The organism is Pseudomonas sp. PDM24 (assembly GCF_019218905.1).
In the GTDB taxonomy this organism is placed as follows: Bacteria; Pseudomonadota; Gammaproteobacteria; order Pseudomonadales; family Pseudomonadaceae; genus Aquipseudomonas.
Genome location: NZ_JAHUWR010000001.1, coordinates 596,492 through 622,205, shown reverse-complemented (window position 1 = coordinate 622,205; position 25,714 = coordinate 596,492). Strand labels below are relative to the sequence as shown.

Sequence of the window (25,714 nt, the reverse complement as noted above, 5' to 3'; positions counted from 1 at the left end):
AGGCCTCACCGATTGGCGTCAGAGTGAGTCATGGCGGTGTAGAACAGCCACGACACCAACAGAATGATCAGGAAGTACACCAGTGAGAAAGCTGCCGCCGGGCCGAGGTCGAATTGCCCTACGGCCATTTGGGTCAGCGTCTGACTCAAGAAGGTCGTGGCATTCCCCGGACCGCCCCCCGTCAGTACGAACGGCTCGGTGTAGATCATGAAGCTGTCCATGAAGCGCAGCATCACCGCGATCAGCAGCACGCTCTTGAGCTTGGGCAACTGGATGTGTCGGAAAACCGCCCAGGCCGACGCTCGATCAATCCGCGCAGCCTGGTAATACACGTCCGGAATCGCCCGTAAACCGGAGAAACACAACAGCGCCACCAGCGATGTCCAGTGCCACACGTCCATCACCAACACCGTGACCCAGGCGTCCATGGTATTGGACGCATAGTTGTAGCTGATACCCATGGCATTGAGGCTCGAACCGAGCAAACCGATGTCGGCCCGGCCGAAAATCTGCCAGATGGTGCCGACCACGTTCCACGGGATCAGCAGCGGAATCGCCAGAATAATCAGCACAACCGACGACCAGCGGCCCTTGGTCGGCATGGTCAGGGCGATGGCGATGCCCAACGGAATTTCGATCAGCAACACGCAACCGGAGTAGATGAACTGGCGCAGCAGCGAGTCATGCAACCGAGGGTCGAGCAGCACTTGCTTGTACCAGTCGGCGCCGACGAAGTAGCGGCTGGACTGGTCGAAGATATCCTGCACCGAGTAGTTGACCACGGTCATCATCGGGATCACCGCACTGAACGCCACCAGCAAAAACACCGGCAACACCAGCCACCAGGCCTTGTTGTTCTGCACCTTGTTCATGGCCGCACCTCCAACAGGTAATCATCGGCATAGACCATCAGCCATTGCGCCGGAAAACTGATGTATGCCGTGCCTTCGGGCACCGGTTTGTCTTCGGCCAGGCGTACTTTCAGCGGAGCGCCGTCGAGGTTCAGGGTCATGATCTTGTAGGTGCCCAGGTCTTCGACGTGTACGACCTGTGCCTGCATCGCGTCATCACAGGGTTCGTCCCACACATGAACGAACTCCGGGCGAATGCCGACCTTCAGGGTTTTCCATTCGGACTCGGCGATTCGTTTCTGCATCGCGTCGGACAACGGCAAGTGGGTCCCGGCAAAACCGACACCGCCGGCTTGTGGCTGGACCTCGATCAGGTTCATCCCCGGGCTACCGATGAAATAGCCGACAAAGGTGTGGCTCGGCCGCTCGAACAATTCCCGTGGCGTACCGAACTGCACGATTTGGCCGCCGTACATCACGGCGATCTTGTCGGCGAAGGTCGAGGCTTCGAGTTGATCGTGGGTGACATAGACCATGGTGATGTTGAACTGCTCGTGGATCTGCTTGAGCTTGCGCCGCAGTTTCCATTTCAGGTGTGGGTCGATCACTGTCAGCGGTTCATCGAAGAGGATCGCCGACACGTCATCGCGCACCAGCCCACGGCCCATGGAGACTTTCTGCTTTTCATCGGCAGTGAGGTTGCGGGCCTTCTTGTACAGCAATGCCTGAAGGTCGAGGACTTCGGCGATTTCCTGCACCTTGGTGTGAATTTTCGCTTCCGCCATGCCCTGATTGCGCAATGGAAAGGCCAGGTTATCGAACACCGTCATGGTGTCGTAGACCACCGGAAACTGGAAAACCTGGGCGATGTTGCGCTTTTCCGGGGTCAGTTCGTTGACCACTTTACTGTCGAACAGTACTTGGCCCTGGGACGGGCTGAGTAACCCGGAAATGATGTTGAGCAAGGTCGACTTGCCGCACCCCGAAGGCCCGAGCAACGCATAAGCACCGCCCTGCTCCCAGACGTGGTCCATCTCGCGGATCGCGTAATCCTCGGGGCCGGTTGGCGTAGGGGTGTAGCTGTGGGCAAGGCTTTGCAAACGGATTTCGGCCATCAGGCAACCCTCGCAATGCGGCGACCGGGCGCCTGGACCAGCCGCCCCTGCATATCGAACACAAACAGTTTATGGGTCGGGATATAGATGCGAATTGGCGCATCGACGTCGTATTCGTGAACACCCGGCAAGTGCAGCACCAGCAGGAAATACTCGTTGCGTACGTGCAGGAAGGTTTCCGAACCGCTGATCTCGGCCACCTCGACGGTCACCGCCAACTCCAGATCGTCGTCGTTGCTCGGCACCAGCGAAATGTGGCTAGGGCGCACACCAAAACGGAACTCGCCCTCGCCCACCGGCCGCAGATCGACGTTCAACGGGAAGTGCACGAAGTTGGCGAAACTGACTTCGTTGCCGGCAATGCGCCCCGGCATCAGGTTGATCGGCGGTTCGGAGAACAACTCCGCCGCCAGCACGGTTTGCGGCTGGTGATACACCTCGGAGGACTTGCCGCTCTGAATCACCCGACCTTCGTGAAGAATCGTGGTGGTGCCGCCCAGCGCCAGGGCTTCATTGGGTTCGGTGGTGGCATAGATAGCGATGGTGTGATGGGCCGCGAACAGCTCGCGCATTTCCTGGCGCAGCTCTTCGCGCAGCTTGTAGTCGAGGTTGACCAGTGGCTCATCGAACAGAATCAGCTCGGCGTCCTTGACCAGCGCCCGGGCCATGGCCGTGCGCTGTTGCTGGCCGCCGGAGAGTTCCAAAGGATGGCGCTGGAGGAATTTCTCGATGCGTAGCATCTTCGCGGTTTCCAGCACTTTGCTTTGGATCAGCTCGTTGGAAACGCCGCCCTGACGCAGTGGCGAGGCGATGTTCTCGAACACCGTCATGGTCGGGTAGTTGATGAACTGCTGATAGACCATCGACACATTGCGCAAACGCACCGGGCGTTGGGTGACGTCGACGCCGTTCATCAGGATGCGGCCGCTGTCGGGCTTGTCCAGACCGGCCATCAGGCGCATGAGGCTGGTTTTGCCGGACAGCGTGCGACCGAGCAAAACATTGAACGATCCGGGTTCGAAGTTAAGGCACGCATCGTCGATCCAGGTCTGACCCTCGACGGTACGGCTGACGTGCTCCAGGATTAGTGACATGGCTCGGCCTTTTTATTATTGGAGTCAAGCGACCGGAGCACTACAGCGACATTCGTGCCAGAAATTCCAAGCGGTTGATCTGGCTTGAAAATCCGTCAAATGGAGGAAAAACCGCGTTCGTAGCTGAACAGAAATGAACAACCGCGACTGAACAATTGAACAGTTAAAAGATTGACAATGAACAAATGTGAACAACACTCTACGGATGCTTTACTGCGGGAAATTCTGAATTGCGCACGCCCTGTGTAGCAGCTGGCGAAGCCTGCGTTCGGCGACGCAGTCGTCGTGAAATCAGGCATCGCGGTGTATCAGGATGACCATGCAAACAGGTTTTACGACGCGTCGCCGAACGCAGGCTTCGCCAGCTGCTACATGAATCGCGTTACTCATAACAAAAATAATAATGCTCAGAGATCGACTGCCATGGCCGCACCTGCCCCGCCGCTCTCCCACGACGCCATCATCCAGGACTCCTGGTCCCGCTGCCGCGCGTTCGGGCTCGATCATCAGAGCGCACCAGCGTTCGATCAACTGCCGGCCGATGGCATCGCCCAGTTGCTGGAGAGCCAGCATTCACTGGTGCAGACCACCCATCAGGAAGTCCTGCCGTATTACGAGAACATCCTCAGCAACTCCAATTGCCTGATCATGCTCGCCGACAATCAGGGCCAGGTGCTGACGTCCTGGGGCACCCAGCGTTTCATTGAGCCGAGCCTGGCTCGCGGTTTCAGCGCCGGCGCCAGCTGGATGGAACGTTGCAGCGGGACCAATGCGATCGGCACTGCGTTGGCCTGCGAGCAGGCCGTGCACATCGAGCACGATGAACATTTTCTCAAGGCCAACCGCTTCATGACCGGTTCCGCCGCACCGATTTTCGATGCCGAGCGCAAGGTGATCGCGGTGCTGGATGTGTCCAGCGACAGCTACCTGCCGCCGTCCCACACCCTGGGCATGGTCAAGATGATGAGCCAGACCGTGGAGAATCGGCTGATTCTCAACCTGTTCCACGGCCAGCATTTCCAGCTGACCTTCAACACTGGGCTGAACAACCTCGACAGCCAATGGGCCGGGTTGCTGATCTTCGACGAAACCGGTCAGGTGCTGTCGGCCAATCGCCGGGCCGATAATCTGCTGGGCATCAGTCTGTCGCGGGTCAGCGTCGAAAGCCTGTTCAAAGTCTCTTTACTGGAACTGCTGAACCAGCCGGACGGCCTGCCGTTTGCCCTGCAAGCCTCGGGGCGCAACCGTTTCCAGTGCCTGTTGAAGCGGCCGAAACAGGCGCCGATTCAGGCTCGATTGTTTTCTGAATTAAAGAGCGCTGAACTCACGACATCAGCACCCGCCGCCATCAGCCTCAACACCCTGCATTTTGGCGACAGCCGCGTGGAAAAAGCCGTGCGCCAGGCCGAGCGCTTGCTGGAAAAGGACATTCCGTTGTTGATCCACGGGGAAACCGGGGTCGGCAAGGAAGTCTTCGTCAAAGCCCTGCACCACGCCAGCTCGCGCAGCAAACAACCGTTCATTGCCGTCAACTGTGCGGCGATCCCCGCCGAACTGGTGGAATCCGAGCTGTTTGGCTATGAGAAAGGTGCGTTCACCGGCGCCAATCAGAAAGGCAGCATCGGGCTGATCCGAAAGGCCGACAAAGGCACCTTGTTCCTCGATGAAATCGGCGACATGCCGCTGCCAACCCAGGCGCGACTGCTGCGGGTGTTGCAGGAGCGTTGCGTGCAACCGGTAGGCAGCAGTGAGCTGTTCCCGGTGGACATTCGGATCATTTCAGCGACCAACCGCTCGTTGCGTGAGCAGGTTCAGCTGGGGCGGTTTCGTGAGGATTTGTATTACCGCATCGGTGGCTTGACCCTGGAGTTGCCGCCCTTGAGAGAGCGCAGCGACAAGCAGGCGCTGTTCAAGCGCCTGTGGGAGCAACACCGTGAACCGTCGCAGTGGGCCGGGTTGAGCCCCGAAGTACTCGCACTATTCGGCCGCCATCCGTGGCCGGGCAATTTGCGCCAGGTCAGCAGCGTGATGCAGGTGGCGCTGGCCATGGCCGAAGAGCAACCCGTGCGGCCAGAGCATTTGCCGGATGATTTTTTTGTCGATCTGGAGATGGAGCCGGTGGATTCGCCGGAGCCTGTAGCGGTTGATTTGAATGATGCCGAGGCATTGAATCGGCAGTTGCAGGCGGCTGGGGGGAACATTTCGCACCTGGCGCGGCGGTTGGGGGTTAGCCGCAATACCCTTTACAAGCGATTGCGCCAGGTTGAGTGACGCGTTCGGCTTGAGAACATTCGCGGGCAAGCCTCGCTCCTACAGGGACCGCGCCGTTCGCCAATATCGTGACGATCCCTGTAGGAGCGAGGCTTGCCCGCGAAGACGTCAGCCCAGACACCACCTACTTACGCTCAACCCACAAACAAAAACCCGCACAAGGCGGGTTTTGTTTTGTAGCAAACGCAGCAATCAGTCAGCCAATCGCCAGGTCGTCCCGCCCTTGCCGTCTTCCAGTACCACGCCCATGGCGGTGAGCTGGTCGCGGATGCGGTCGGATTCGGCCCAGTCCTTGTTGGCACGAGCCGTCAAACGAGCCTGGATCAGTGCATCAACCTCAGCCGCATCGACCCGCCCTTCGGCACCGGCCTGCAGGAAGTCATCGGCTTCAAGCTGCAACACACCCAGCACGCTCGCCAATTCTTTCAAACGAGCCGCCAGACCGGCCGCTGCATCGAGATCGCTCTCGCGCAGACGGTTGATCTCGCGGACCATCTCGAACAGCACCGCGCAGGCTTCCGGCGTGCCAAAGTCGTCGTTCATCACCTGAGTGAAGCGCTCGACAAAGGCTTCGCCACCAGCCGGTGCCACGTTCGGCAAGCCTTTCAACGCATGGTAGAAACGCTCGAGTGCGCCTTTGGCGTCCTTGAGGTTGTCTTCCGAATAGTTGATCGCGCTGCGGTAGTGGCTCGATACCAGCAGGTAACGCACGACTTCCGGGTGGTACTTTTCCAGCACGTCGCGAATGGTGAAGAAGTTGTTCAAGGACTTGGACATCTTCTCGCCATTGATGCGAATCATGCCGCAATGCATCCACGCGTTGGCGTAGGTCTTGCCGGTGGCCGCTTCGCTCTGGGCGATTTCGTTTTCATGGTGCGGGAACTCGAGGTCGCTGCCGCCGCCATGAATGTCGAAGGTTTCACCCAGGCAGCAGGTCGACATCACCGAGCACTCGATGTGCCAGCCCGGACGCCCGGCGCCCCATGGCGATTCCCAACTCGGCTCGCCCGGCTTGGCGGCTTTCCACAGCACGAAGTCCAGCGGGTCCTGCTTGGACTCGTCGACTTCGATCCGTGCGCCGATGCGCAGGTCTTCGATCTTCTTGCGCGACAGCTTGCCATAGCCCATGAACTTGGCGACGCGGTAGTACACGTCGCCATTGCCCGGTGCGTAGGCGTAGCCCTTGTCGATCAAGGTCTGGATCATCGCGTGCATGCCCGGGATATGGTCAGTGGCACGCGGTTCCATGTCCGGCTTCTTGATATTCAGGCGCGCTTCATCTTCGTGCATCGCCGCGATCATGCGCTCGGTCAAAGCTTCGAACGACTCGCCGTTCTCGTTGGCCCGATTGATGATCTTGTCGTCGATGTCGGTGATGTTGCGCACGTAGGTCAGGTCGTAACCGCTGAACCGCAACCAGCGGGTCACCAGGTCGAACGCGACCATGCTGCGGCCATGGCCCAGGTGGCAGTAGTCGTACACGGTCATCCCGCAGACGTACATGCGCACCTTGTTGCCATCCAGCGGCTTGAAGACTTCTTTGCTCTTGGTGAGCGTGTTGTAGATCGTTAGCACTTTATGTTGTTCCTTGAATCACTGGCCCCACGAATCACGCAAGGTCACGGTACGGTTGAACACCGGAGCGCCCGGTTTCGAGTCCTTGATATCCGCGACGAAGTAACCTTCGCGCTCGAACTGGAAACGGTCTTCCGGCTGTGCATTGCCCAGCGAAGGCTCGGCACGACAACCAGTGAGAACTTGCAGCGAGTCAGGGTTGATGTTGTCCAGGAAACTGGCGCTGTCTTCGGCCTTCTCAGGGTTGGCCGAACGGAACAGGCGATCATACAGACGCACTTCGCACTCGACGCTGGCCGCAGCCGGCACCCAGTGCACCACGCCTTTGACCTTGCGACCTTCAGGGTTCTTGCCGAGCGTTTCCGGATCGTAGGAGCAACGCAGTTCGACGATGTTGCCATCGGCGTCCTTTATCGCTTCGTCGGCACGGATCACGTAGCTGCCGCGCAGACGCACTTCGCCGTTTGGCTCCAGGCGCTTGTAGCCCTTCGGCGGCTCTTCCATGAAGTCTTCACGGTCGATGTAGAGCTCACGGGCGAACGGCAGAACGCGCACGCCCATGTCTTCTTTCGGGTGGCACGCCAATTCGAGGTTTTCGACCTGGCCTTCCGGGTAGTTGGTGATCACGACTTTCAGCGGACGCAACACGCACATGGCGCGTGGGGCGCTGTGGTCAAGGTCGTCACGGATGCTGAATTCAAGCATGCCAAAGTCGACGACGCCGTCGGAGCGGTTGGTGCCGATCATTTCGCAGAAGTTGCGGATCGATTTCGGCGTGTAGCCACGGCGACGGAAACCCGACAGCGTGGACATGCGCGGATCGTCCCAACCGTGAACGTGCTTTTCATCGACCAGTTGCTTGAGCTTGCGCTTGCTGGTGATGGTGTAGTTCAGGTTCAGGCGGCTGAACTCGTACTGACGCGGTTTCGCCGGTACTGGCAGGTTCTCGAGGAACCACTCGTACAGCGGACGATGGCTTTCGAACTCCAGGGTGCAGATCGAGTGGGTGATGCCTTCGATGGCATCCGACTGTCCGTGGGTGAAGTCGTAGTTCGGGTAGATGCACCACTTGTCACCGGTCTGGTGGTGATGCGCGTGACGGATGCGATACATGATCGGGTCGCGCAGGTTCATGTTCGGCGAGGCCATGTCGATCTTGGCCCGCAGCACGCGTGCGCCGTCCTTGAATTCGCCGGCCTTCATACGGGCGAACAGGTCGAGGTTTTCTTCAACCGAGCGGTCACGGAACGGGCTGTTCTTGCCCGGTTCGGTCAGGCTGCCACGGTATTCCTTGGCTTGCTCGGGGGTCAGGTCGTCGACGTAGGCCTTGCCGGCCTTGATCAGCTCTACCGCCCAGTCGTGCAACTGGTCGAAATACTGCGAGGCATAGCGCACTTCACCGGACCATTCGAAGCCCAGCCATTTGACGTCGCTTTCGATCGCGTCGATGTATTCCTGGTCTTCCTTGGCCGGGTTGGTGTCGTCGAAACGCAGGTGCGTGACGCCGCCGAATTCCTGGGCCAGACCGAAGTTCACACAGATCGACTTGGCGTGACCGATGTGCAGGTAGCCGTTGGGCTCAGGCGGGAAACGGGTGACGATCTGCGTGTGCTTACCCGAGTCCAGGTCCGCCTGGATGATCGGGCGCAGGAAATTGACCGGCACGGCAGGGCCGGTCTTGGAATTCGAGGTAGGGTCGACAGTGGGCTTGCTCATAGGATCCTTGAACGTACAAGTGCGCGGCCAGTTGGCCAAATCAAAGCGGCTGTTATAAATCAAAGGGGCTTATCATAGCCGATGCTGTCAAGTGGCTGACAGAGCAGGCCGGCAATCGGCTGCATTTAATCGGCTGGCAATGAAAAACAGCCTCGAAATTCGCGCCCGGCACGCTAAACTGCCTGCCTTGGCCGACACTGGCCGGACCGGTTGAGGGCCTGAACTCCCTGAAACCCACGAATTCATAGAAAAAAGAGTACCGATCATGACCCAAGTCAAACTGTCCACCAACTTCGGCGACATCGTCCTGGAGCTGAATGCTGAGAAAGCCCCGATCACCGTGGCCAACTTCATCGAGTACGTTAAAGCCGGTCACTACGAAAACACTGTTTTCCACCGTGTCATCGGCAACTTCATGATCCAGGGCGGCGGTTTCGAGCCAGGCATGAAAGAAAAGAAAGACAAGCGCCCAAGCATCCAGAACGAAGCCGACAACGGCCTGCCGAACGTGAAGTACAGCGTGGCCATGGCCCGCACCATGGAGCCGCATTCGGCTTCCGCCCAGTTCTTCATCAACGTGGCTGACAACAGCTTCCTGAACCACAGCGCCAAGACCGTTCAGGGTTGGGGCTACGCTGTATTCGCCAAAGTAGTCGAAGGCACCGACGTGGTCGACAAGATCAAAGGCGTGGCCACGACTTCCAAAGCCGGCCACCAGGACGTACCCGCAGAAGACGTGATCATCGAGAAAGCCGAGATCATTGAGTGATACTGCTGATTTCAGACTTGCATCTGGAAGAGGAGCGCCCGGACATTACCCGGGCGTTTCTGGATTTGCTCGCTAGACGTGCCCGCTCAGCGAGTGCGTTGTACATTCTGGGCGACTTTTTCGAGGCGTGGATTGGCGACGATGCCATGACGCCGTTCCAGCGTTCCATCTGCCAGGCCCTGCGCGACCTCAGCGACAGCGGCACGGCCATTTTTCTGATGCACGGCAATCGCGACTTCATGCTTGGCCAGGCCTTCTGCAAACAGGCCGGCTGCACGTTGTTGAAAGACCCGAGTGTCGTGCAGTTTTACGGCGAGCCGGTGCTGTTGATGCATGGCGACAGCCTCTGCACCCGCGACGTCGGCTATATGAAGCTGCGACGTTACCTGCGCAACCCGATCACCCTGTTTATCCTGCGGCACCTGCCCTTGCGCACGCGCCATAAACTGGCGCACAAGCTGCGCAGTGAAAGCCGTGCGCAGGTGCGGATGAAGGCCAATGACATTGTTGATGTCACACCTGAGGAAGTGCCGCGGGTCATGCAGCAATATGGCGTGAAAACCTTGATCCACGGGCATACCCATCGCCCGGCCATCCACAAGTTGCAGATTGGCGAGCAGGCGGCCAAACGCATTGTGTTGGGGGATTGGGACCGTCAGGGCTGGGCGTTGCAGGTGGATGAGCAAGGGTTTGCGTTGGCGCCATTTGATTTTGGTAACCCGCGCCTGACTGCAGAATGAAACCCCTGTAGGAGCGAGGCTTGCCCGCGAAGGCGTCGCCACATTCAACATCAATGTTGACTGATATGACGCCTTCGCGGGCAAGCCTCGCTCCTACAAGGTTTCGATCAATGCCCCGCCGAGGCCGGCCCCGCCTTTGCCGCAAACGGCGGTTTCGCCAGCCACACCAGCAGAATCAACCCCATGAACGCCCACCCCAGCAACGTGAAGTAATCCACGGTGGAGAGCATGTACGCCTGGCTGGTCAGCACATGATCCAGTTGCGCATAAGCCGGGTTACCCGCCCCGCCGAGCGTGTTCAACGCCTCCCGGGTCGCCGGCTCATACGTGGTAATGCTTTCACTCAAATATGCATGGTGTTGATCGGCCCGGCGAATCCAGATCCAGGTGGTCAACGATGCCGCAAAACTACCGCCCAGGGTCCGCAGGAAGGTCGCAAGTCCTGCGCCGTCGGCAATCTGGCTCGGCGGCAAGTCCGACATCAAAATGCTCAGGGTCGGCATGAAGAACAGCGCCACGCCAATGCCCATGAACAATTGCACCAGCGCGATGTGCTGGAAGTCCACTTCGTTGGTAAACCCGGCGCGCATGAAGCAACTCAAACCGATGCAGAGGAACGCGCCACCAGCCAATAGTCGGAGGTCGAACTTGTGCGCGTACTTGCCGACAAACGGCGACAGCAGCACCGGCAAAATACCGATCGGCGCCACCGCCAATCCGGCCCAGGTGGCGGTGTAGCCCATCTGGGTTTGCAGCCATTGTGGCAGGATCAGGTTGATGCCGAAGAACCCGGCATAACCGCCCACCAGCACAATGGTGCCGATACGAAAGTTGCGGTAAGCGAACAGCCGCAGGTTGACCACCGGGTGTTTGTCGGTCATTTCCCAGATCACGAACACCGCCAGGGCAATCACTGAAATAGCCGCGCCGACGATGATGAAGTTCGATTCGAACCAGTCCAGATCATTGCCCTTGTCGAGGATCACCTGCAACGCGCCGACACCGATGATCAAGGTGATCAAACCCACGTAATCCATCGGCTGGTAACTGGTCATCACAGGACGCGCCTTGAGTTGCTGGCGCACGACCATCACCGCGAAAACCCCGATCGGTACGTTGATAAAGAAAATCCACGGCCAGCTGTAGCTGTCAGTAATCCAGCCGCCGAGGATCGGCCCTGCAATCGGTGCCACCACCGTGACCATTGCCAGCAACGCCAGGGCCATGCCTCGCCTGGCGGGTGGATAAACTGCAATCAGCAGCGTCTGGGTCATCGGGTACAAGGGACCTGCCACCAGGCCTTGAAGCACCCGAAAGCCGATCAGCTCTGGCATCGAGGTCGAGATGCCACAGAGAAACGAGGCCAGCACGAACAGCATCGTCGCCCAGAGAAACAGCTTCACCTCACCGAAACGCCGGCTGAGCCAACCGGTCAGTGGCAGCGCGATGGCGTTGCTCACGGCAAACGAGGTGATGACCCAGGTGCCCTGCTCCGAACTCACGCCCAGGTTGCCGGAAATCGTTGGCAAAGCCACGTTGGCGATGGTGGTGTCGAGCACCTGCATGAAGGTCGCCAGCGACAGGCCGATGGTACTGAGCAGCAGGCTGGGCGGCGTGAAAGACGCGTTATTGCTCATCGCAAATCCTTTGGAGCTGAATTTTTTGGAGCGGGGCTGGCGCTGCGCCCGTTACAGACGCAGCTGACCTTGTGGGAGCGAGCCTTTGTGGCGAGGGAGCTTGCTCCCGCTCGGCTGCGAAGCAGTCGCAGAGCTTTTGGGGTCGCTTCGCGACCCAGCGGGAGCAAGCTCCCTCGCCACAAAGGCTCACTCCCACAGGGGCGGCGTGATGACCAATCAGCGGTGCGCGGTTTTACTGACCGCGGCGCTGTTGTCATGGATTAACTGGGTGATCATCGCGTCGGCCTCGGCCAACTGACGGTCGTAGATGCCGGTGCTGAACGAAGCCTTTTGCGGCGACTGTTGCGCCAGCACCGGACCACTCTGGTCACGCAGATTCACATCGACCTGAGTCGACAGGCCGACCCGCAATGGGTGCCTGGCCAGCTCTTCGGCATTGATGTGAATCCGCACCGGCACCCGCTGGACGATCTTGATCCAGTTACCGGTGGCGTTCTGCGCCGGCAGCAAGGCAAACGCGCTGCCGGTCCCGGCGCCGAGGCTGTCGATGGTGCCGCTGTATTTGACGTCGCTGCCGTAGAGGTCGGCCTCGATGTCCACCGGCTGACCGATGCGCATGTCACGCAGTTGGGTTTCCTTGAAGTTGGCGTCGATCCACAGTTGATCCAGCGGGATCACCGCCATCAGCGCGGTGCCCGGCTGGACCCGCTGCCCCAGTTGCACGCTGCGTTTGGCAACGTAACCGGTGACCGGCGCGATCAAAGTGCTGCGGGCATGGGTCAGGTACGCCTGACGCAATTGCGCGGCGGCGGACATCACGTCTGGATGCGACGACACCACGGTGTCATCGACCAGCGCGCTGGTGGTCATGAGTTGTTGTTTGGCGTTGGCCAGGGCGTTCTGCGCCGAGGTCAGGTCATCACGGGCGTGGGACAGTTCTTCCTGGGAAATCGCCCCGCCGGCGGCGAGGTTTTTCCGCCGATTGAAGTTGTCCTGGGCTTTCTGCACTTCGGCCTGCTGCGCATTGACCTGGGCTTTCATGCCGTCGACATTGCTGTACAAACCGCGCACCTGGCGCACGGTGCGAGCCAGATTGGCCTGGGCACTTTGCAGACCGACTTCGGCGTCGTTCGGGTCAAAGTTGACCAGCACCTGGCCTTCGTGGACCAGGTCGCCATCGTCGGCACCGATGCTGACCACGGTGCCAGTGACCAGCGGGGTGATTTCCACCACGTTGCCGTTCACATAGGCGTCGTCGGTGCTTTCGTTCCAGCGACCGTAAAATTCTTGATAACCCCACACGCCGAGCCCGGCGAGGATCACCACGATGGTCAGTGCAAACAGCATCACTTTGCGCTTGCGTGGATTGCTCGTGTCTTGAGCGTTGTCAGGGGCTTGGGATGTATCGACAGTGGCCATGACGGGTACCTTGAATTAGTTGTGCTGCGTGGCTGGGGTTGCGTTGGCTGCGGTCAGGGTTTCGCCCTGGAAGCCGCCGCCCAGCGCTTGCATCAGTTGAATCGACAGGTCGATCTGCTCGGCATTCAGGTTGGCCAGTTGACGCTGGGCCTGGAGCAATTGCTGCTCGATGCTGAGCACGTCCAGGTAATTACCGATGCCGGAACCGTAGCGCTGGACCACGGTGTTGTAAGAATCCTGGGCAATGTCGGTGGCGTGCTGCTGGGCGCCGATTTGCCGGCCGATATCGCGTAACTGATTGATGGTGTCGCTGACATCGCCCAGGGCTTTCACCAGACTTTTGTTGTACTGCGCCACCGCGAGGTCGTAATCGGCGTCGCGGGAATCGAGGTCGGCACGCAGACGACCACCGTCGAAAATCGGCACCGAGATCGTCGGCGCGACGTTGAAGAAACGACTGGCGGAACCGAACATCGCATCGCCCAGCAATGATTCGACACCGGCCGCCGCGCTCAGGTTGAGGTTGGGGTAAAACTGAGTCTTGCCCGCCGCGATGTTTTTGCTCGCGGCTTCAACCCGCCAGCGTGCCGCCACCAGGTCCGGGCGACGACCGAGCAACTCCGCCGGCAGCACCGACGGCAACGCCACGGCGCTGGCCTGGAGAACTTTCGGTCGGACGATTTCATTGCCGCGATCCGGGCCTTTGCCCAGCAGCACCGCCAAGGCGATTTTCGCGCTTTGCAGGCGTTTCTCGGCGTCGATCAGGCTGGCTTCGGCGCTGGCTTCCAGGCTTTCGGTCTGCTGGAACTGGTACTGGCTGTCGATCCCCGAGCTCAGGCGACGCTGGCTGAGGTCGAGCATTTGTTGGGTGCGCTTGAGGTCTTCGCTGGCCAGGTCATGGATGATGTGCGCCTGCCCCAGATCGCTGTAGGCGCGGGCGACATCGGCGGACAAGGTCAGCTGCGCGGCCTGCTGATCGACTTCGGCGGCACGGGCCTGGCCCAATGCGGCTTCCCAGGCGTCGCGCTGACCGCCCCAAAGGTCGAAGTTGTAATTGAAACTCGCACCGAGATTACGCACGGTGGAATAGGTGCCGCCCTGCCCGCTCGGGTCCTGATCGCGGGCCAGACGCGAACGGCTGACGCCGGCGCTGGCATCGAGGGTCGGCATCCGCGCGGCGTCGACGGCATAGGCAGCGGCGCTGGCCTGATGGGCGCGGGCGTCGGCGATTTGCATGTCGGGGCTGTCGTGCAAGGCTTCGCGGATCAGACCGTCGAGTTGCGGATCGCCGAGGCTTTTCCACCAGTCGCTTTTCGGCCACGCCGCGGGCGACAGCGTCACGCCGTTGAGGGATTGCCCGGCCTTTAGATTTTTCGCATCGAGGCTGACGCCTTCGGTGGTCAGGCCGCTGTAACTGGCGCAGCCGGCGAGGCTCATGGCCAACAGCACCAGGCTCAGGCCGCTACGCAGGCCTTTACTGTTCATGGCCACCTACCCGCAGCAGGGTGATCGAGTCACCCGCGGCTACCAGAATTTTCTTCAGGATCTGTTCCAGGGTTTTCAATTCTTCCGGGGTGATGGCGCCGGCCAGTTCATTCATGGCGTCGGCGCCGATCTGCGGCAACTGATCGGTCAGTTGCTGGCCCTGTTCGGTCAGCACCAACTGAACCTGACGCCGGTCTGCCTCGGAGCGTTGGCGGGCGAGGAAACCTTTCTGTTCCAGACGATCGAGCATGCGGGTCATCGAACCGCTGTCCAGCGACAAATGACGGCACAGTTCGGCCGGGGTATCGACACCGAACTGGGCCATGATGATCAGCACTTTGAACTGCGCGGCGGTGATGCCGTGGGGTTCCATGTGCGTGTCGATGATCCGGTCCTTGAGCAGCGCAGCGCGCCCGAGCAAAAGGCCGAGATGGCAATTATGGAAATCGTATGAGGTGAAATGTTTCATCTGACCACCGATTAGCTGCCTAGGCAGAGAATGTATGTCGAGATGTTACTGCCTAGGCAGAGAATGTCAACGCAATAGTTAGGATGCTTTGTATTTGACTGATAAGTGGCGACGGGATTTGTAGTGACCGCACTGCCGCCTTCGCGAGCAAGCCCGATCCCACATTTGATCGCATGCTTATGTAGCGACTCGGTCGAATGTGGGAGCGGGCTTGCTCGCGAAGGCAGCGACTCGGTTATGAAGTGGGGCGGGCCTAGAAATCCCGCTTGTAGAAGATGTCCAGCGAACTGGCCACGCCGCTGGCGGCTTCGAGGTAGACCTTTTTGCTCAGTTTGTAGCGCAAGGCGATGGTGTTGGCCGGTTCGAACACCCCGACGCCATAACGCAGGCTGAGTTTTTCCGAGATGTTGCCGCTGGCCACCACGGCGGTGCTAGTGCCGCTGCCTTGGGTGTCGAGCTGGAAGTCCTGAATGCCCAGATCCTTGGCCAAGCCGCTGGTCACGCCGGAGCTGCCCATCAAGCCCAACCCGAGGGCGGCTTGGGCGAGCATATTGTTGTCTTCACCGGTGGTGCTCAGCGGACGCCCCAGCACCAGATAGGACAATGCCTGCTCCTGACTCATCGCCGGTTCGGAAAAGATCTGCGTGGTCGGCTGCTCGGCGCTGCCACTCAGGCGAATGCCGGCGATGACATCATCGGTCTGGCGAATCGCTTCGATGTCCAGATACGGCTGATCGATGGGACCGGCAAACAACAGGCGCGCCCGGCGCACCGCCAGTCGCTGTCCGTAGGCGCGGTAACGTCCGTCGTTGAGCCACAGCTCGCCACGGGTATCCATGTTGTCGCCGATGTGCACCTGGCCTTGCAGGTTGGCGGTCAGGCCGAACCCGGCAAAGCTGAGTTTGTCCTGCCCCACCACCACATCGATGTCCATCGCCATGGCCATTGGCGGTTTGCCCTCTTCGGTCTGCTGACCGACGATCACCGTGTCATCGGAGACCTTGACCGTGGACGGCGGCAGCTCGCGCACGATGATCTCGCCCTTTGGCACCAGCACTTTGCCGACGATTGCCAGTCTGTCGTCCTTCATGGAGATCTTCAGGTCCGGCGCGACTTCCAGCGCGGCGTAGGGCTCGACGGTGACCGGCAACTGCGAGCCCTTGAGCGCCAGATCCACCACCAGCGCCTGGCCCCAGGCGATGTTGCCATTGAGGCTGCCCTGCCCCGCCTTGCCGCTTTTCCAGCCGCCGTTCAGTTGCACGGTTTCGCCGGCAATCACTGCTTGAAGTTGCAAGGCTTCGAGCGCCATTGGCAGTTCAGGCCCGGAGATTTCGCCGTCGCGCAGCTCTAGATTACCGTTGACCAGCGGTGCCAGCAGTCCGCCGGACAATGTGCCGCCTCCGCTCAAATGCCCAGTGAGTTTTTCTACCATCGGCACAAACGGCCGCGCCACCGACAAGTCCAGGCCACTGAGGCGGAATGAACCGGTCAGCGGTTTGTTCTTCGGCAGCGGGTTGATTTGCGCCTGAACCATCAGTTCACCGAGTTTGCCGCCGACAAAGTTGAGGTCGGTGTCGATGCGTTTTGGCGTGAGTTTGCTGGTGAGTTTCAGGGTCTGGTACGGGAAGTCCAGCCATTGCTCCTTCTCACGCATACGCAACGTGCCGCCACTGGCGTCGATGCTGACCAGACCGTTCGGGCCGCTGGCCGGCAAGTCCAGTTGCAGGTCGGCGTTGAGCTTGCCCTGCCAGGCGAAATCCTTCGGCAACCATTGCGCGAGGCTGTCGATGGGGAACTGTTTGAGGTGATAACGCAGCTTCGGCTCGGGCATCAAGCGCTGGTCTTCGCCGCACAGGCTGGCCGGGCCGGACATCCAGCAATGGGCGCCGAAGTTGATTTTGCCGTCCGCCAGTCGCTCAAGCTTCGCCGGATTTTGCAGCTTCCAGTCCTGACCACCGGCCTGAATAAGCCCACTGGCCAGACGCCCACGCCAATTGCCCTTATCCAGCGTGCCGTCGAGACCGAGCGCCAGTTTCAGCTTCGGTCCTTGCAAGTCGAGGGCGAGTTTCTGATTTTTGATGTCGCCCTGACCGCTGGCGGTCAATGTGCCCAGTGACGTGTCGCCGGTCTGAATGCCGCTGCCCTTGAGGTCGATTTTCGCCCGCTGGGCGCTGTCGAGGGTGGCGTCCAGATTGAGGCTTTGCAGGCGATTGTCTTCGAAGGCCAGTTGCGTGCCTTGCAGACCGAGCTTGCCTTGTGGCGCTTTGAGCGTGCCGGCGACATCGACCCGACCATTGAGCTGACCGCGCAGTTGCGGCCAGAGCTGGGCCAGACGCGGCAGCTTGATGTCGAGCTGGCCGGTGAGCTTCTGTTGCAGGCTGCCTTTGCCGTTGATGCTGTTGTCGCCGAGGCGAATCTGCAAGGTATTGAGGTTCCACTGCTCGCCGGCGCCATCGGCCTTGGCTTGCAACACCGCCGGTTGCCCGCGCAGCTTGCCCTTCAGGTCCAGGTCGGCGGTCAGGCTGAGCGTTTCGTTCTTCATCTCACCTTTGCTGCGCAAGGGACCGGCCAACGTGCCCGGTAGCTCCGCGAGCCAGTACGCCGGGTTGATTGCCGAGAGGTCCAGCGCCGTATCCCAGGCGATACCGTCGGCGAACTGCAGATTCAGGTGCCCTTCGGCCTTGCCCTGCCCGGCTTCGAGTTTGAATTGCGGCAGGTGGATTTTGGTCAGATCGCCGCTGAACGGGCTGTTCAGACTGAACGCTCCGGCCGGGCCATCCAGTGCGGCTTTGAAGTTACCGATGTAGTTGCCGTCGGTGTAGGAGACCTCACCGTTGAAGCTGCGCAGCGCCACTTGCGGCTCGTCGATCAGCGGATAGAGACGGTGCCACGGGAAATCCAGCCAGTCGATTTTCGCTTCAGCACTCAGGCCTTTGCTCCAGTCCACTTGCCCGATGAGCTTGAGGCTCTGTTTGTCGTTGGCCGTCAGGTCAAGGCCGGCGATTTGCGCGCCCTTGGCGTCGACCTTGCCTTGCAGCAACAGCGCAACCGGGCCTTGCTCTGCGGGGAACGTGGCCTTGCCGAGCAACTGGTAGCCGTTTTTCAGGTCGCCGTCACCGGTGAGCTCCAGTTGATTGAGTTGCAAGGTATCCGGTAGATCGGCGCTGGGTTTGAAGCCGTCGGCGGTGATGCGCACTTTGGCCGGCAGGTTTTCCACCAGCGGTTGCAGCTCGCCAGTGAGTTGGCCGTTCAGGTAGCCGCTGCTGTCGGCTTTCAGGTTCAGGGTTTTCAGCAGATCGCCGTCGACCTTCAGGGCCAGTGCCCATGGTTCGGTACCCGGAGACGGCAGGGTCAGTTTGCCTTCAGCGGTCAGCGGCCAGTTGCCGCTTGGTTGCAACAGGCCGGACAGGTTCAGGCTCAGTTCATCACGCTGCAAGTGCACCGAGTCGATCTGCAAACCCTTCTCGGTCCAGTGCGCTGCCAGTTGCAGCCCCTTGAGTTCTTCACTGCCGTTGAACAGCAGGCGGCCGATTTTGACGTCGCCCAATTCGATGGCCAGCGGCAATTTCAAGTCCGGCAGACTGATCGGCCCGCTGCTTTCCTCTTCCACGCCCGGCGGGAATTGCAGGCTGACCTGCTCCGCCTGCAATTGCTCGATGCACAACGTCATGCGCATCAGGCACAGCGGCGACCAGGCGAAAATCGCTTTGTCCAGCTCGACCCGGCTGCTGTCCTGCTGCCACTCCAGATGATCGGCGCTCCACTGCCCACCCAAACGGCCCTGGAAATTTTCCACGGTCAAACCCGGCACAAACCCGAGCGCCCAGCGACTGCCCGTCGGAGTACCCAGCACGGCGACCAGTGTCAGAACGATCAGCATCAGCAGCGCCGGGATCGCCAGCAACGTTACTTTCAAACCACGCTTCACAGCTCAGGCCCCATGGAAAAGTGCAATCGAATGCCGCCGTCGTCGTCCATCGCGTGGGCCAGGTCAAGGCGAATCGGCCCCACCGGTGAAACCCAGCGCACACCAATACCGACCCCGGTCTTGAGGTTCGGCAGTTCGAGTGTGTTGAAGGAGTTGCCTTGGTCGATGAAGGTAGCGACCCGCCATTTTTCGGCGATTGAGTATTGATACTCGACGCTGCCGGCCACCATGTAGCGGCCACCGATACGGTCGCCATCGGAGTTTTCCGGAGACAGGCTCTGGTAGTCGTAACCGCGCACGCTCTGATCGCCACCGGCGAAGAAGCGCAAGGACGGTGGCACTGATTTGTAACCATTGGTGGCGCTGCCGCCGACCTGCACCCGACCGAGCAAGCGGTGTTTGTCGAAGACCGTGGTCAGGCCTTTAACCAGCGCCGTGCCGTAGAGCAAGTTGGTGTCCGAACCCAATCCTTCCTTGGCGACTTTGGTTTCGAATTGCAGGCGATAACCGTTGTGCGGATCGATGCGGTTGTCGCTTTTCAGGTAGGAATAACTCACGCCGGGCATCAGCAAAGTGCTGAGCCCCGAATCGTCACCGAGTTGGTATTCCTCGCGTTGCCACTTGAGCGACACCACCCGCTGCCAGCCGCTGGGCAACTTGCTGTGCCACTCGGGGCCGAGGGTCAGCAGTTTGCTGAGGGTATCGGTGCCAGCGATTTCTTCATATTGATAACCACCGGCAAAACGCAGTTTGTCGGTCAATGGTGGGTCCAGCGGAACGTCGTAAAACAGCCCGACGTTCTGCCGTGGCGCCGAAATCTCGGCCTCCCAGCCGTAACTATGCCCTTGAGGATTGACCCAATGCCGCGTCCAGTTGGCTTTGACCCGTGGACCGACGTCGGTGGAAAAGCCCAGACCGAGGCCCATGGTCCGTGGCTTGCGGGTTTCCAGTTTGACCGCCACCGGGATCACGTCATCCTTGGACGCGGTCGGCGCCGCGTCGACGCGCACGCCCTCGAAATAACCGCTCGATTGCAGCGCCTGATTGAGTTCGGCGATCAGTTCGGAGTCGTAAGGCGTACCGGCCTTGAACGGCACCATGCGTTGCAGCAGGTCTTCGTCGAACGGCGTGTCGCCTTCAAAACTGACCTTGCCCAGCGCATAGCGTGGGCCGCTGTCGTAGATCAATTCGATGTCGGCGACGCCGGCGCGCGGGTCCACCAAGAGTTTCTGGCGGGTGAAGCGCCCACTGAAAAAGCCGTAGCGTGAGGCCTGGTTCTGGATCAGCCGCTTGGCGTCTTCGTAACGGCCATGGTTCAGCACCGCGCCGGGTTTGAGTAGATCGCTTTTCGGTACTCGAAAGGACTTGAAGGAGGCCGCCGGGCCGTCGATGCGCACCGTGACGTTGCGCAAATGGATCGGCTCACCGGGGTCGATGTTCAGCACCAGGCGCGGCGTCTTGCCGCCCTTCACGTCGCTGTCGATTTGCGGCTGGTAATAACCCAAGGCCTGGGCGGCCTTGCGCGCCTGTTCTTCGGCGCCGCGACTGAAGCGCAGCAAGGCTTCTTCATCGCGATCGCCGAGGCTACCGATATAGCCTTCTATATTGGCCTTCAGTTCATCGTTGGACGGTTTGATCCGCACATCCAATTCACTTTGCGCCAGCGCCGCGCAGCTGGAGATCAGCATCAACACGCCACTGGTAAATCTTCCGGGAAACTTCATAGCGCGGATGCTATCACGAGCTTGGGAGCCTGATAGAGCCTGACCTGCCGCGAAAGTTCTACCCTTATGCCGTTGCTGTTTGTAACACCTGCGGGTTGGCGTGGAAAAACACGTGCTCACGAATCGGTCCTACGGCCACTTCGCCGATTTCCTCGTAGCCCTGACGCTTATAGAACTCCAGATAACGAGGATTCCCGGTGTCGAGGATCACACCCTGTGAGTGCTCATCGACCGCGCACCAGTTATGGACCGCCTGTAGCAATTGTTCGCCGAAGTGCTTGCCCTGGAATTGCGGATGAACCCCCAGCAGCGGCAGGACATGCACCGAGTCAGACGGCACGCACGCCATCACGGCGGCGTGGTAATCGAGGTAGCGGCGGGTGCAGCGAAACCCGGTGCTGAGTACCATCCGCAGACGCCAGGCCCAACTTTCGGTGATGCCCAGGCGGCGTTGTGGCGGTGCGATCAGGGCGATGCCGATCAAGCGGTCATTCACTAGCAGGCCGATGGCTGGCAACTCCTGAAGAAAGTGTTGCTTGACCAGTTCGCGCACCGTGGCCCGTACTCGCTGTTCATAACCGGGGCGTTCGGCTTCGAACAAGTAGCCGAATGTCGGCTCGTGCCGGTACGCCTGATACAACAAGGAGCGTGCTTCGCGGGAATAGCCGCTGTCGAGCATGTGAATGTCGGCGATGGCGGTCGAGGTTTCGGGCATGCGGTAGATCTCCCCTGGGCGCGGCTCAGAAGGCCGCGTTCTTATTGGTACGAGCCTTTGGGTGGCTTCACAGTTCCCCAGACAGGTATAGACCAAGCCGGGAGCTTCATCGATCGGGCTGACGCCTTCGCGGGCAGGCCTCGCTCCTACAAAGTTCGCGTCGAGCCACGATTAAATGATCAACACCCAATTTGTAGGAGCGAGGCTTGCCCGCGAAGAGGCCCGATCTGCCAACACATCTCTGACAGAACACAACGAATCGCCTCACCCCAAGGCTGGCCCCATTCCTACATGTCAGCTAGCATCGCATTTTTGCCAGGACTGCCGACCATGAAGATCGTCTCCTTCAACATCAACGGGCTGCGCGCTCGCCCGCATCAGCTGGCGGCGCTGATTGAAAAGCATCAACCGGACGTGATCGGCCTGCAGGAAACCAAGGTCCACGACGACCAGTTCCCCCTGGCCGAGGTTCAAGCACTGGGTTATCACGTGCATTTCCATGGGCAAAAAGGCCATTACGGCGTGGCCCTGCTCTCGCGCCAGGCACCGATTGCCTTGTACAAAGGTTTCACCACTGACGAAGAAGACGCCCAGCGACGCTTCATCTGGGGCACTTTCGCCGACGCCAATGGCGTGCCGGTGACCATCATGAACGGCTATTTCCCACAGGGCGAAAGCCGCGATCACCCCACCAAATTCCCGGCCAAGGAACGTTTCTACAGCGATTTGCAGCAATTGCTGGAAAGCCAGTTCAGCAACGACCAGCCGATTGTGGTGATGGGCGATGTGAACATTTCCCCGGAAGACTGCGACATCGGCATCGGCCCGGACAACATGAAACGCTGGCTGAAAACCGGCAAATGCAGCTTCCTGCCGGAAGAACGCGAATGGATGGCCCGCTTGAAGAATTGGGGCCTGGTGGACAGCTTCCGTCACCTGAACCCGGACGTTGCCGACCGTTTCAGCTGGTTCGACTACCGCAGCCGCGGTTTTGAAGATGAACCCAAGCGCGGGCTGCGGATTGACTTGATCATGGCCTCCCATGGATTGTTGCCGCGAGTGAAGGATGCCGGCGTGGATTACGATTTGCGCGCAATGGAAAAGCCCTCCGATCACGCACCGATCTGGCTTGAGTTGAGCTGATCCTACAAAATCTACACAAAACCAATGTGGGAGCGGCGGTGCGACGATTCGACTTGCTCGCGAAGGCGCTGGGTCAGTCGACATCAATGTTGAATGATTGACCGCATTCGCGAGCAAGCCCGCTCCCACATTTGTTAATTGTCATCGTTCAGCAACCTTACTGACTTATTCTCCCGGCACTTTCCCAGGCTTATAAGGTGCCGGCATGACGCTGCGCGTGTTGTTTGTGTCGATGCTCGCCGCCCTGCTGCCGTTAACAGTGTCGGCCAGCGATTTGCCGACGCCCGAACGTGGCCCGGTGTTGCGCATCCAGGGCTCCAACACCATTGGCGCAGCATTGGGCCCGGCGCTGGTCGAGGGCTTGATGCGTGAACAGGGCCTGCTCAAGGTTCATCGCGAAGCCCCGGACAAAGCCAACGAACAACGCATCGTCGGCGAAACCGTTCGGGGACGCCGAGTCGAGGTGGAGATCGCGGCCCATGGTTCCAGCACCGGGTTCAAAGCCCTGAGAATCGCCTCTGCCGATCTCGCGGCTTCGTCGCGCCCGATCAAGGACAACGAACGGCTGGATCTTGAGCCGCTGGGCGACCTGAAAAGCCCGATTGCCGAGCAAGTCATCGCCATCGACGGGCTGGCAATCATCCTTCATCCGCACAATCCGCTGAAGCAACTCAACACCGTACAACTGGCGCGAATCTTCAGCGGCGAAGCGAAAACCTGGGAAGCACTCGGCGGCACCGGTGGGACGATTCATCTCTATGCGCGGGATGATCAATCAGGCACCTATGACACGTTCAAGGAACTGGTACTCAGCCCGCGTGGGAAAACCCTGAGCGGCAACGCGAAACGCTTCGAATCCAGCGAGCAATTGTCCGACGCCGTCAGTCTGGACCCGCAAGGCATCGGCTTCATCGGTTTGCCTTATGTGCGCCAGGCCAAAGCCGTGGCGATTGTCGATGGCGACTCCCAGGCCATGCTGCCGGTCAATAGCCTGATCGCGACGGAAGATTACCCGCTATCCCGTCGGCTGTTCTTTTACCTGCCGCCGAATGGGAAAAATCCCTGGGCCAAGGCCTTGGTGAAGTTCGCGCAAAGCAGCAAAGGCCAGGCGATCGTCGCAGCCAATGGCTTTATCGCACAGACTGTGCAGGCCATGGCCGTCACGCCGAATGCGTTGATGCCCGAGGGTTATCAGGCACTCAGCCGTCATGCCCAGCGGCTGACGGTGAATTTCCGTTTCGAAGAAGGCAGCGCGACGCTGGACAACAAGGCCCGACAAGACCTGTCGCGGGTACTCGACTATATAAAGCAGCACGACAAAACCAATCGGCAGGTGACGCTAGTGGGGTTTGGCGACGCCAAGAGCGACCCGGCGCGGGCCGATCTGCTGTCGAAACTGCGGGCCATGGCGGTGCGGCGAGAGCTGGTGAAAAGCGGCGTGGTGTTTCGCGAGATTCGCGGGTTCGGCGCCGAGATGCCGGTGGCGACCAACAGCGGGGATGAGGGGCGGATCAAGAATCGGCGGGTTGAGGTTTGGGTGTATTGAACCAGATACCCTCGCGGTGAAAGGTCTGACGCATTCGCGAGCAAGCCCGCTCCCACAGGTGACCGAGTTCTCTCAAGGGAGTGCGGTCAAATGTGGGAGCGGGCTTGCTCGCGAATGGCAGGCGCCGCGGATTTACTGACCGCTACGCATCATTTCCTTCGGCACATATTTGCCGATCTCGAACTTGCCGATCGCCGCGCGGTGCACTTCGTCCGGGCCGTCGGCCAGGCGCAGGGTGCGTTGCATGGCGTACATGTAGGCCAACGGGAAATCGTTGGAAACCCCTGCCCCGCCATGGATCTGGATCGCCCGGTCGATCACCCGCAACGCCACGTTCGGCGCGACGACTTTGATCTGCGCGATTTCGCTCTTCGCCACCTTGTTGCCGACGGTGTCCATCATGTACGCCGCTTTCAACGTCAGCAGGCGCGCCATGTCGATCTCCATCCGCGAGTCGGCGATTTTATCGATGTTACCGCCCAGACGCGCCAGGGGTTTGCCGAACGCAGTGCGGTTGACCGCACGTTTGCACATCAGCTCCAACGCACGCTCGGCCATGCCGATCGAACGCATGCAGTGGTGAATCCGGCCCGGGCCGAGGCGACCCTGAGCAATTTCGAAGCCGCGTCCTTCACCCAACAGGACGTTTTCGTACGGCACCCGGACGTTTTCGAACAGTACTTCGGCGTGACCGTGAGGCGCGTCGTCGTAACCGAACACCGGCAGCGGACGCACAATCTTCACGCCAGGGGTATCCACCGGCACCAGAATCATCGAGTGCTGCGCATGGCGCGGTGCATCTGGATTGCTCAGGCCCATGAAGATCAGGATCTTGCAGCGTGGATCACAGGCCCCTGAGGTCCACCACTTCTTGCCGTTGATCACCCACTCATCGCCATCACGCACAGCGCGGGCGGCCATGTTGGTGGCATCTGACGAGGCCACGTCCGGCTCGGTCATGGCGAACGCCGAGCGAATCTCGCCGCGCAACAGCGGTTCGAGCCAGCGTTGCTTCTGTTCTTCATTGGCGTAACGCACCAGCACTTCCATGTTGCCGGTGTCCGGCGCGGAACAGTTGAACGGCTCAGGACCGAGCAGCGAGCGGCCCATGATTTCCGCCAATGGCGCGTATTCGAGGTTGGTCAGGCCGGCGCCGAGTTCGGATTCAGGCAGAAACAAATTCCACAGGCCTTCAGCTTTGGCCTTGAGTTTGAGTTCTTCCATGATCGCTGTCGGCTGCCAGCGATCGCCCTCGGCAACCTGGCGTTCGAACACCGCTTCAGCGGGATAAACGTAGGTGTCCATGAACGCGGTCACGCGCTCACGCAGTTCTTGCACTTTGGGCGAATAAGCGAAATCCATGGGCAGCTACCTTCTAAAGGGAGGTTGTTCAGGTCATGCAATCGATGCTAGAACAGCGTTGATAATTTACCTAGCCTATTCTCGGCGTGTATTAACATTCATCACCGATATATGATCGACTGATCGAGCCACCTTCCTAAAACAAGAAGCAGAGA

Annotated in this window: 18 protein-coding genes; 5 read left to right on the top strand and 13 right to left on the bottom strand. The window is 59.9% G+C overall.

The annotated features are described in order from the left end of the window. Window positions 1-5: 5 nt before the first annotated feature. Genes KW837_RS02870 through KW837_RS02860 form a run of 3 tightly spaced genes read right to left on the bottom strand, consistent with a single transcriptional unit; the run spans window position 6 to window position 3,060 of the window. Complete coding sequence (locus KW837_RS02870) at window positions 6-872, bottom strand: carbohydrate ABC transporter permease (RefSeq protein ID WP_123496645.1); 867 nt, start codon at window positions 870-872, stop codon at window positions 6-8. Then, window positions 869-1,966, bottom strand: coding sequence for an ABC transporter ATP-binding protein (locus tag KW837_RS02865; RefSeq protein ID WP_218394423.1), 1,098 nt, complete (start codon window positions 1,964-1,966; stop codon window positions 869-871). Before KW837_RS02865 ends, KW837_RS02870 begins: the two co-directional genes overlap by 4 nt. Next, window positions 1,966-3,060 carry an ABC transporter ATP-binding protein gene (locus KW837_RS02860; protein ID WP_008014313.1) on the bottom strand — a complete coding sequence of 365 codons (1,095 nt, stop codon included), beginning with the start codon at window positions 3,058-3,060 and terminating at the stop codon, window positions 1,966-1,968. Before KW837_RS02860 ends, KW837_RS02865 begins: the two co-directional genes overlap by 1 nt. Window positions 3,061-3,483: 423 nt before the next feature. On the opposite strand from KW837_RS02860, the gene KW837_RS02855 reads away from it, so the two are divergent. Further along, on the top strand, window positions 3,484-5,331 hold the full coding sequence (locus KW837_RS02855; protein ID WP_218394422.1) for a sigma-54-dependent Fis family transcriptional regulator: 1,848 nt from the start codon (window positions 3,484-3,486) through the stop codon (window positions 5,329-5,331). 192 nt (window positions 5,332-5,523) lie between these two features. Here KW837_RS02855 and cysS read toward each other — a convergent pair whose 3' ends face one another. Continuing rightward, window positions 5,524-6,906 carry a cysteine--tRNA ligase gene (gene cysS, locus KW837_RS02850; protein WP_123496637.1) on the bottom strand — a complete coding sequence of 461 codons (1,383 nt, stop codon included), beginning with the start codon at window positions 6,904-6,906 and terminating at the stop codon, window positions 5,524-5,526. A gap of 18 nt (window positions 6,907-6,924) precedes the next feature. Next, window positions 6,925-8,622 carry a glutamine--tRNA ligase/YqeY domain fusion protein gene (locus KW837_RS02845; RefSeq protein ID WP_008068272.1) on the bottom strand — a complete coding sequence of 566 codons (1,698 nt, stop codon included), beginning with the start codon at window positions 8,620-8,622 and terminating at the stop codon, window positions 6,925-6,927. A 265-nt stretch (window positions 8,623-8,887) separates the two neighbouring features. On the opposite strand from KW837_RS02845, the gene KW837_RS02840 reads away from it, so the two are divergent. Both KW837_RS02840 and lpxH read left to right on the top strand, forming a co-directional pair. Further along, entirely contained in the window at window positions 8,888-9,391 is a 504-nt protein-coding gene (locus tag KW837_RS02840; protein WP_123496635.1) for a peptidylprolyl isomerase, read from the top strand. Continuing rightward, the gene (lpxH, locus tag KW837_RS02835) at window positions 9,388-10,131 is read left to right on the top strand and encodes a UDP-2,3-diacylglucosamine diphosphatase (protein ID WP_218394421.1); all 744 of its coding nucleotides are present in this window, start codon (window positions 9,388-9,390) and stop codon (window positions 10,129-10,131) included. Before KW837_RS02840 ends, lpxH begins: the two co-directional genes overlap by 4 nt. Window positions 10,132-10,238: 107 nt before the next feature. Here the strand turns inward: lpxH and KW837_RS02830 are convergent, their stop codons facing one another. From KW837_RS02830 to KW837_RS02800, 7 genes are all read right to left on the bottom strand, one after another. Beyond that, window positions 10,239-11,768: a DHA2 family efflux MFS transporter permease subunit gene (locus tag KW837_RS02830; RefSeq protein ID WP_218394420.1), complete on the bottom strand. Its 1,530-nt coding sequence runs from the start codon at window positions 11,766-11,768 to the stop codon at window positions 10,239-10,241. Between the two features lie 216 nt (window positions 11,769-11,984). Beyond that, window positions 11,985-13,187, bottom strand: coding sequence for an efflux RND transporter periplasmic adaptor subunit (locus tag KW837_RS02825; RefSeq protein WP_218394419.1), 1,203 nt, complete (start codon window positions 13,185-13,187; stop codon window positions 11,985-11,987). 15 nt (window positions 13,188-13,202) lie between these two features. Beyond that, on the bottom strand, window positions 13,203-14,672 hold the full coding sequence (locus KW837_RS02820; RefSeq protein WP_218394418.1) for an efflux transporter outer membrane subunit: 1,470 nt from the start codon (window positions 14,670-14,672) through the stop codon (window positions 13,203-13,205). After that, window positions 14,662-15,141: a MarR family winged helix-turn-helix transcriptional regulator gene (locus KW837_RS02815; RefSeq protein ID WP_007896150.1), complete on the bottom strand. Its 480-nt coding sequence runs from the start codon at window positions 15,139-15,141 to the stop codon at window positions 14,662-14,664. Before KW837_RS02815 ends, KW837_RS02820 begins: the two co-directional genes overlap by 11 nt. A 253-nt stretch (window positions 15,142-15,394) precedes the next feature. Further along, window positions 15,395-19,069, bottom strand: a complete 3,675-nt coding sequence (locus KW837_RS02810; protein ID WP_218394417.1) for a translocation/assembly module TamB domain-containing protein — start codon at window positions 19,067-19,069, stop codon at window positions 15,395-15,397. Next, window positions 19,066-20,793: an autotransporter assembly complex family protein gene (locus KW837_RS02805; protein ID WP_218394416.1), complete on the bottom strand. Its 1,728-nt coding sequence runs from the start codon at window positions 20,791-20,793 to the stop codon at window positions 19,066-19,068. Before KW837_RS02805 ends, KW837_RS02810 begins: the two co-directional genes overlap by 4 nt. 64 nt (window positions 20,794-20,857) lie before the next feature. Next, on the bottom strand, window positions 20,858-21,508 hold the full coding sequence (locus tag KW837_RS02800; RefSeq protein WP_218394415.1) for an N-acetyltransferase: 651 nt from the start codon (window positions 21,506-21,508) through the stop codon (window positions 20,858-20,860). A gap of 330 nt (window positions 21,509-21,838) precedes the next feature. Between KW837_RS02800 and xthA the strand changes: the two genes are divergently transcribed. Together xthA and KW837_RS02790 are read left to right on the top strand one after the other, a co-directional pair. Continuing rightward, window positions 21,839-22,651 (top strand): exodeoxyribonuclease III, encoded by an 813-nt coding sequence (gene xthA / locus KW837_RS02795; RefSeq protein WP_218394414.1) that lies wholly within the window; start codon window positions 21,839-21,841, stop codon window positions 22,649-22,651. 205 nt (window positions 22,652-22,856) lie between these two features. Continuing rightward, on the top strand, window positions 22,857-24,197 hold the full coding sequence (locus tag KW837_RS02790; RefSeq protein ID WP_218394413.1) for a substrate-binding domain-containing protein: 1,341 nt from the start codon (window positions 22,857-22,859) through the stop codon (window positions 24,195-24,197). Window positions 24,198-24,329: 132 nt separating this feature from the next. On the opposite strand, the gene KW837_RS02785 is transcribed toward KW837_RS02790, so the two are convergent. Next, on the bottom strand, window positions 24,330-25,559 hold the full coding sequence (locus tag KW837_RS02785) for an acyl-CoA dehydrogenase (protein ID WP_030130892.1): 1,230 nt from the start codon (window positions 25,557-25,559) through the stop codon (window positions 24,330-24,332). Between the last annotated feature and the right edge of the window lie 155 nt (window positions 25,560-25,714).

Coding starts and splice junctions, on each gene's coding strand:
- KW837_RS02870 (WP_123496645.1), bottom strand. CDS start 872: ATGAACAAGGTGCAGAACAACAAGGCCTGGTGGCTGGTGTTGCCGGTG.
- KW837_RS02865 (WP_218394423.1), bottom strand. CDS start 1,966: ATGGCCGAAATCCGTTTGCAAAGCCTTGCCCACAGCTACACCCCTACG.
- KW837_RS02860 (WP_008014313.1), bottom strand. CDS start 3,060: ATGTCACTAATCCTGGAGCACGTCAGCCGTACCGTCGAGGGTCAGACC.
- KW837_RS02855 (WP_218394422.1), top strand. CDS start 3,484: ATGGCCGCACCTGCCCCGCCGCTCTCCCACGACGCCATCATCCAGGAC.
- KW837_RS02845 (WP_008068272.1), bottom strand. CDS start 8,622: ATGAGCAAGCCCACTGTCGACCCTACCTCGAATTCCAAGACCGGCCCT.
- KW837_RS02840 (WP_123496635.1), top strand. CDS start 8,888: ATGACCCAAGTCAAACTGTCCACCAACTTCGGCGACATCGTCCTGGAG.
- KW837_RS02830 (WP_218394420.1), bottom strand. CDS start 11,768: ATGAGCAATAACGCGTCTTTCACGCCGCCCAGCCTGCTGCTCAGTACC.
- KW837_RS02825 (WP_218394419.1), bottom strand. CDS start 13,187: ATGGCCACTGTCGATACATCCCAAGCCCCTGACAACGCTCAAGACACG.
- KW837_RS02820 (WP_218394418.1), bottom strand. CDS start 14,672: ATGAACAGTAAAGGCCTGCGTAGCGGCCTGAGCCTGGTGCTGTTGGCC.
- KW837_RS02815 (WP_007896150.1), bottom strand. CDS start 15,141: ATGAAACATTTCACCTCATACGATTTCCATAATTGCCATCTCGGCCTT.
- KW837_RS02805 (WP_218394416.1), bottom strand. CDS start 20,793: ATGAAGTTTCCCGGAAGATTTACCAGTGGCGTGTTGATGCTGATCTCC.
- KW837_RS02800 (WP_218394415.1), bottom strand. CDS start 21,508: ATGCCCGAAACCTCGACCGCCATCGCCGACATTCACATGCTCGACAGC.
- xthA (WP_218394414.1), top strand. CDS start 21,839: ATGAAGATCGTCTCCTTCAACATCAACGGGCTGCGCGCTCGCCCGCAT.
- KW837_RS02790 (WP_218394413.1), top strand. CDS start 22,857: ATGACGCTGCGCGTGTTGTTTGTGTCGATGCTCGCCGCCCTGCTGCCG.
- KW837_RS02785 (WP_030130892.1), bottom strand. CDS start 25,559: ATGGATTTCGCTTATTCGCCCAAAGTGCAAGAACTGCGTGAGCGCGTG.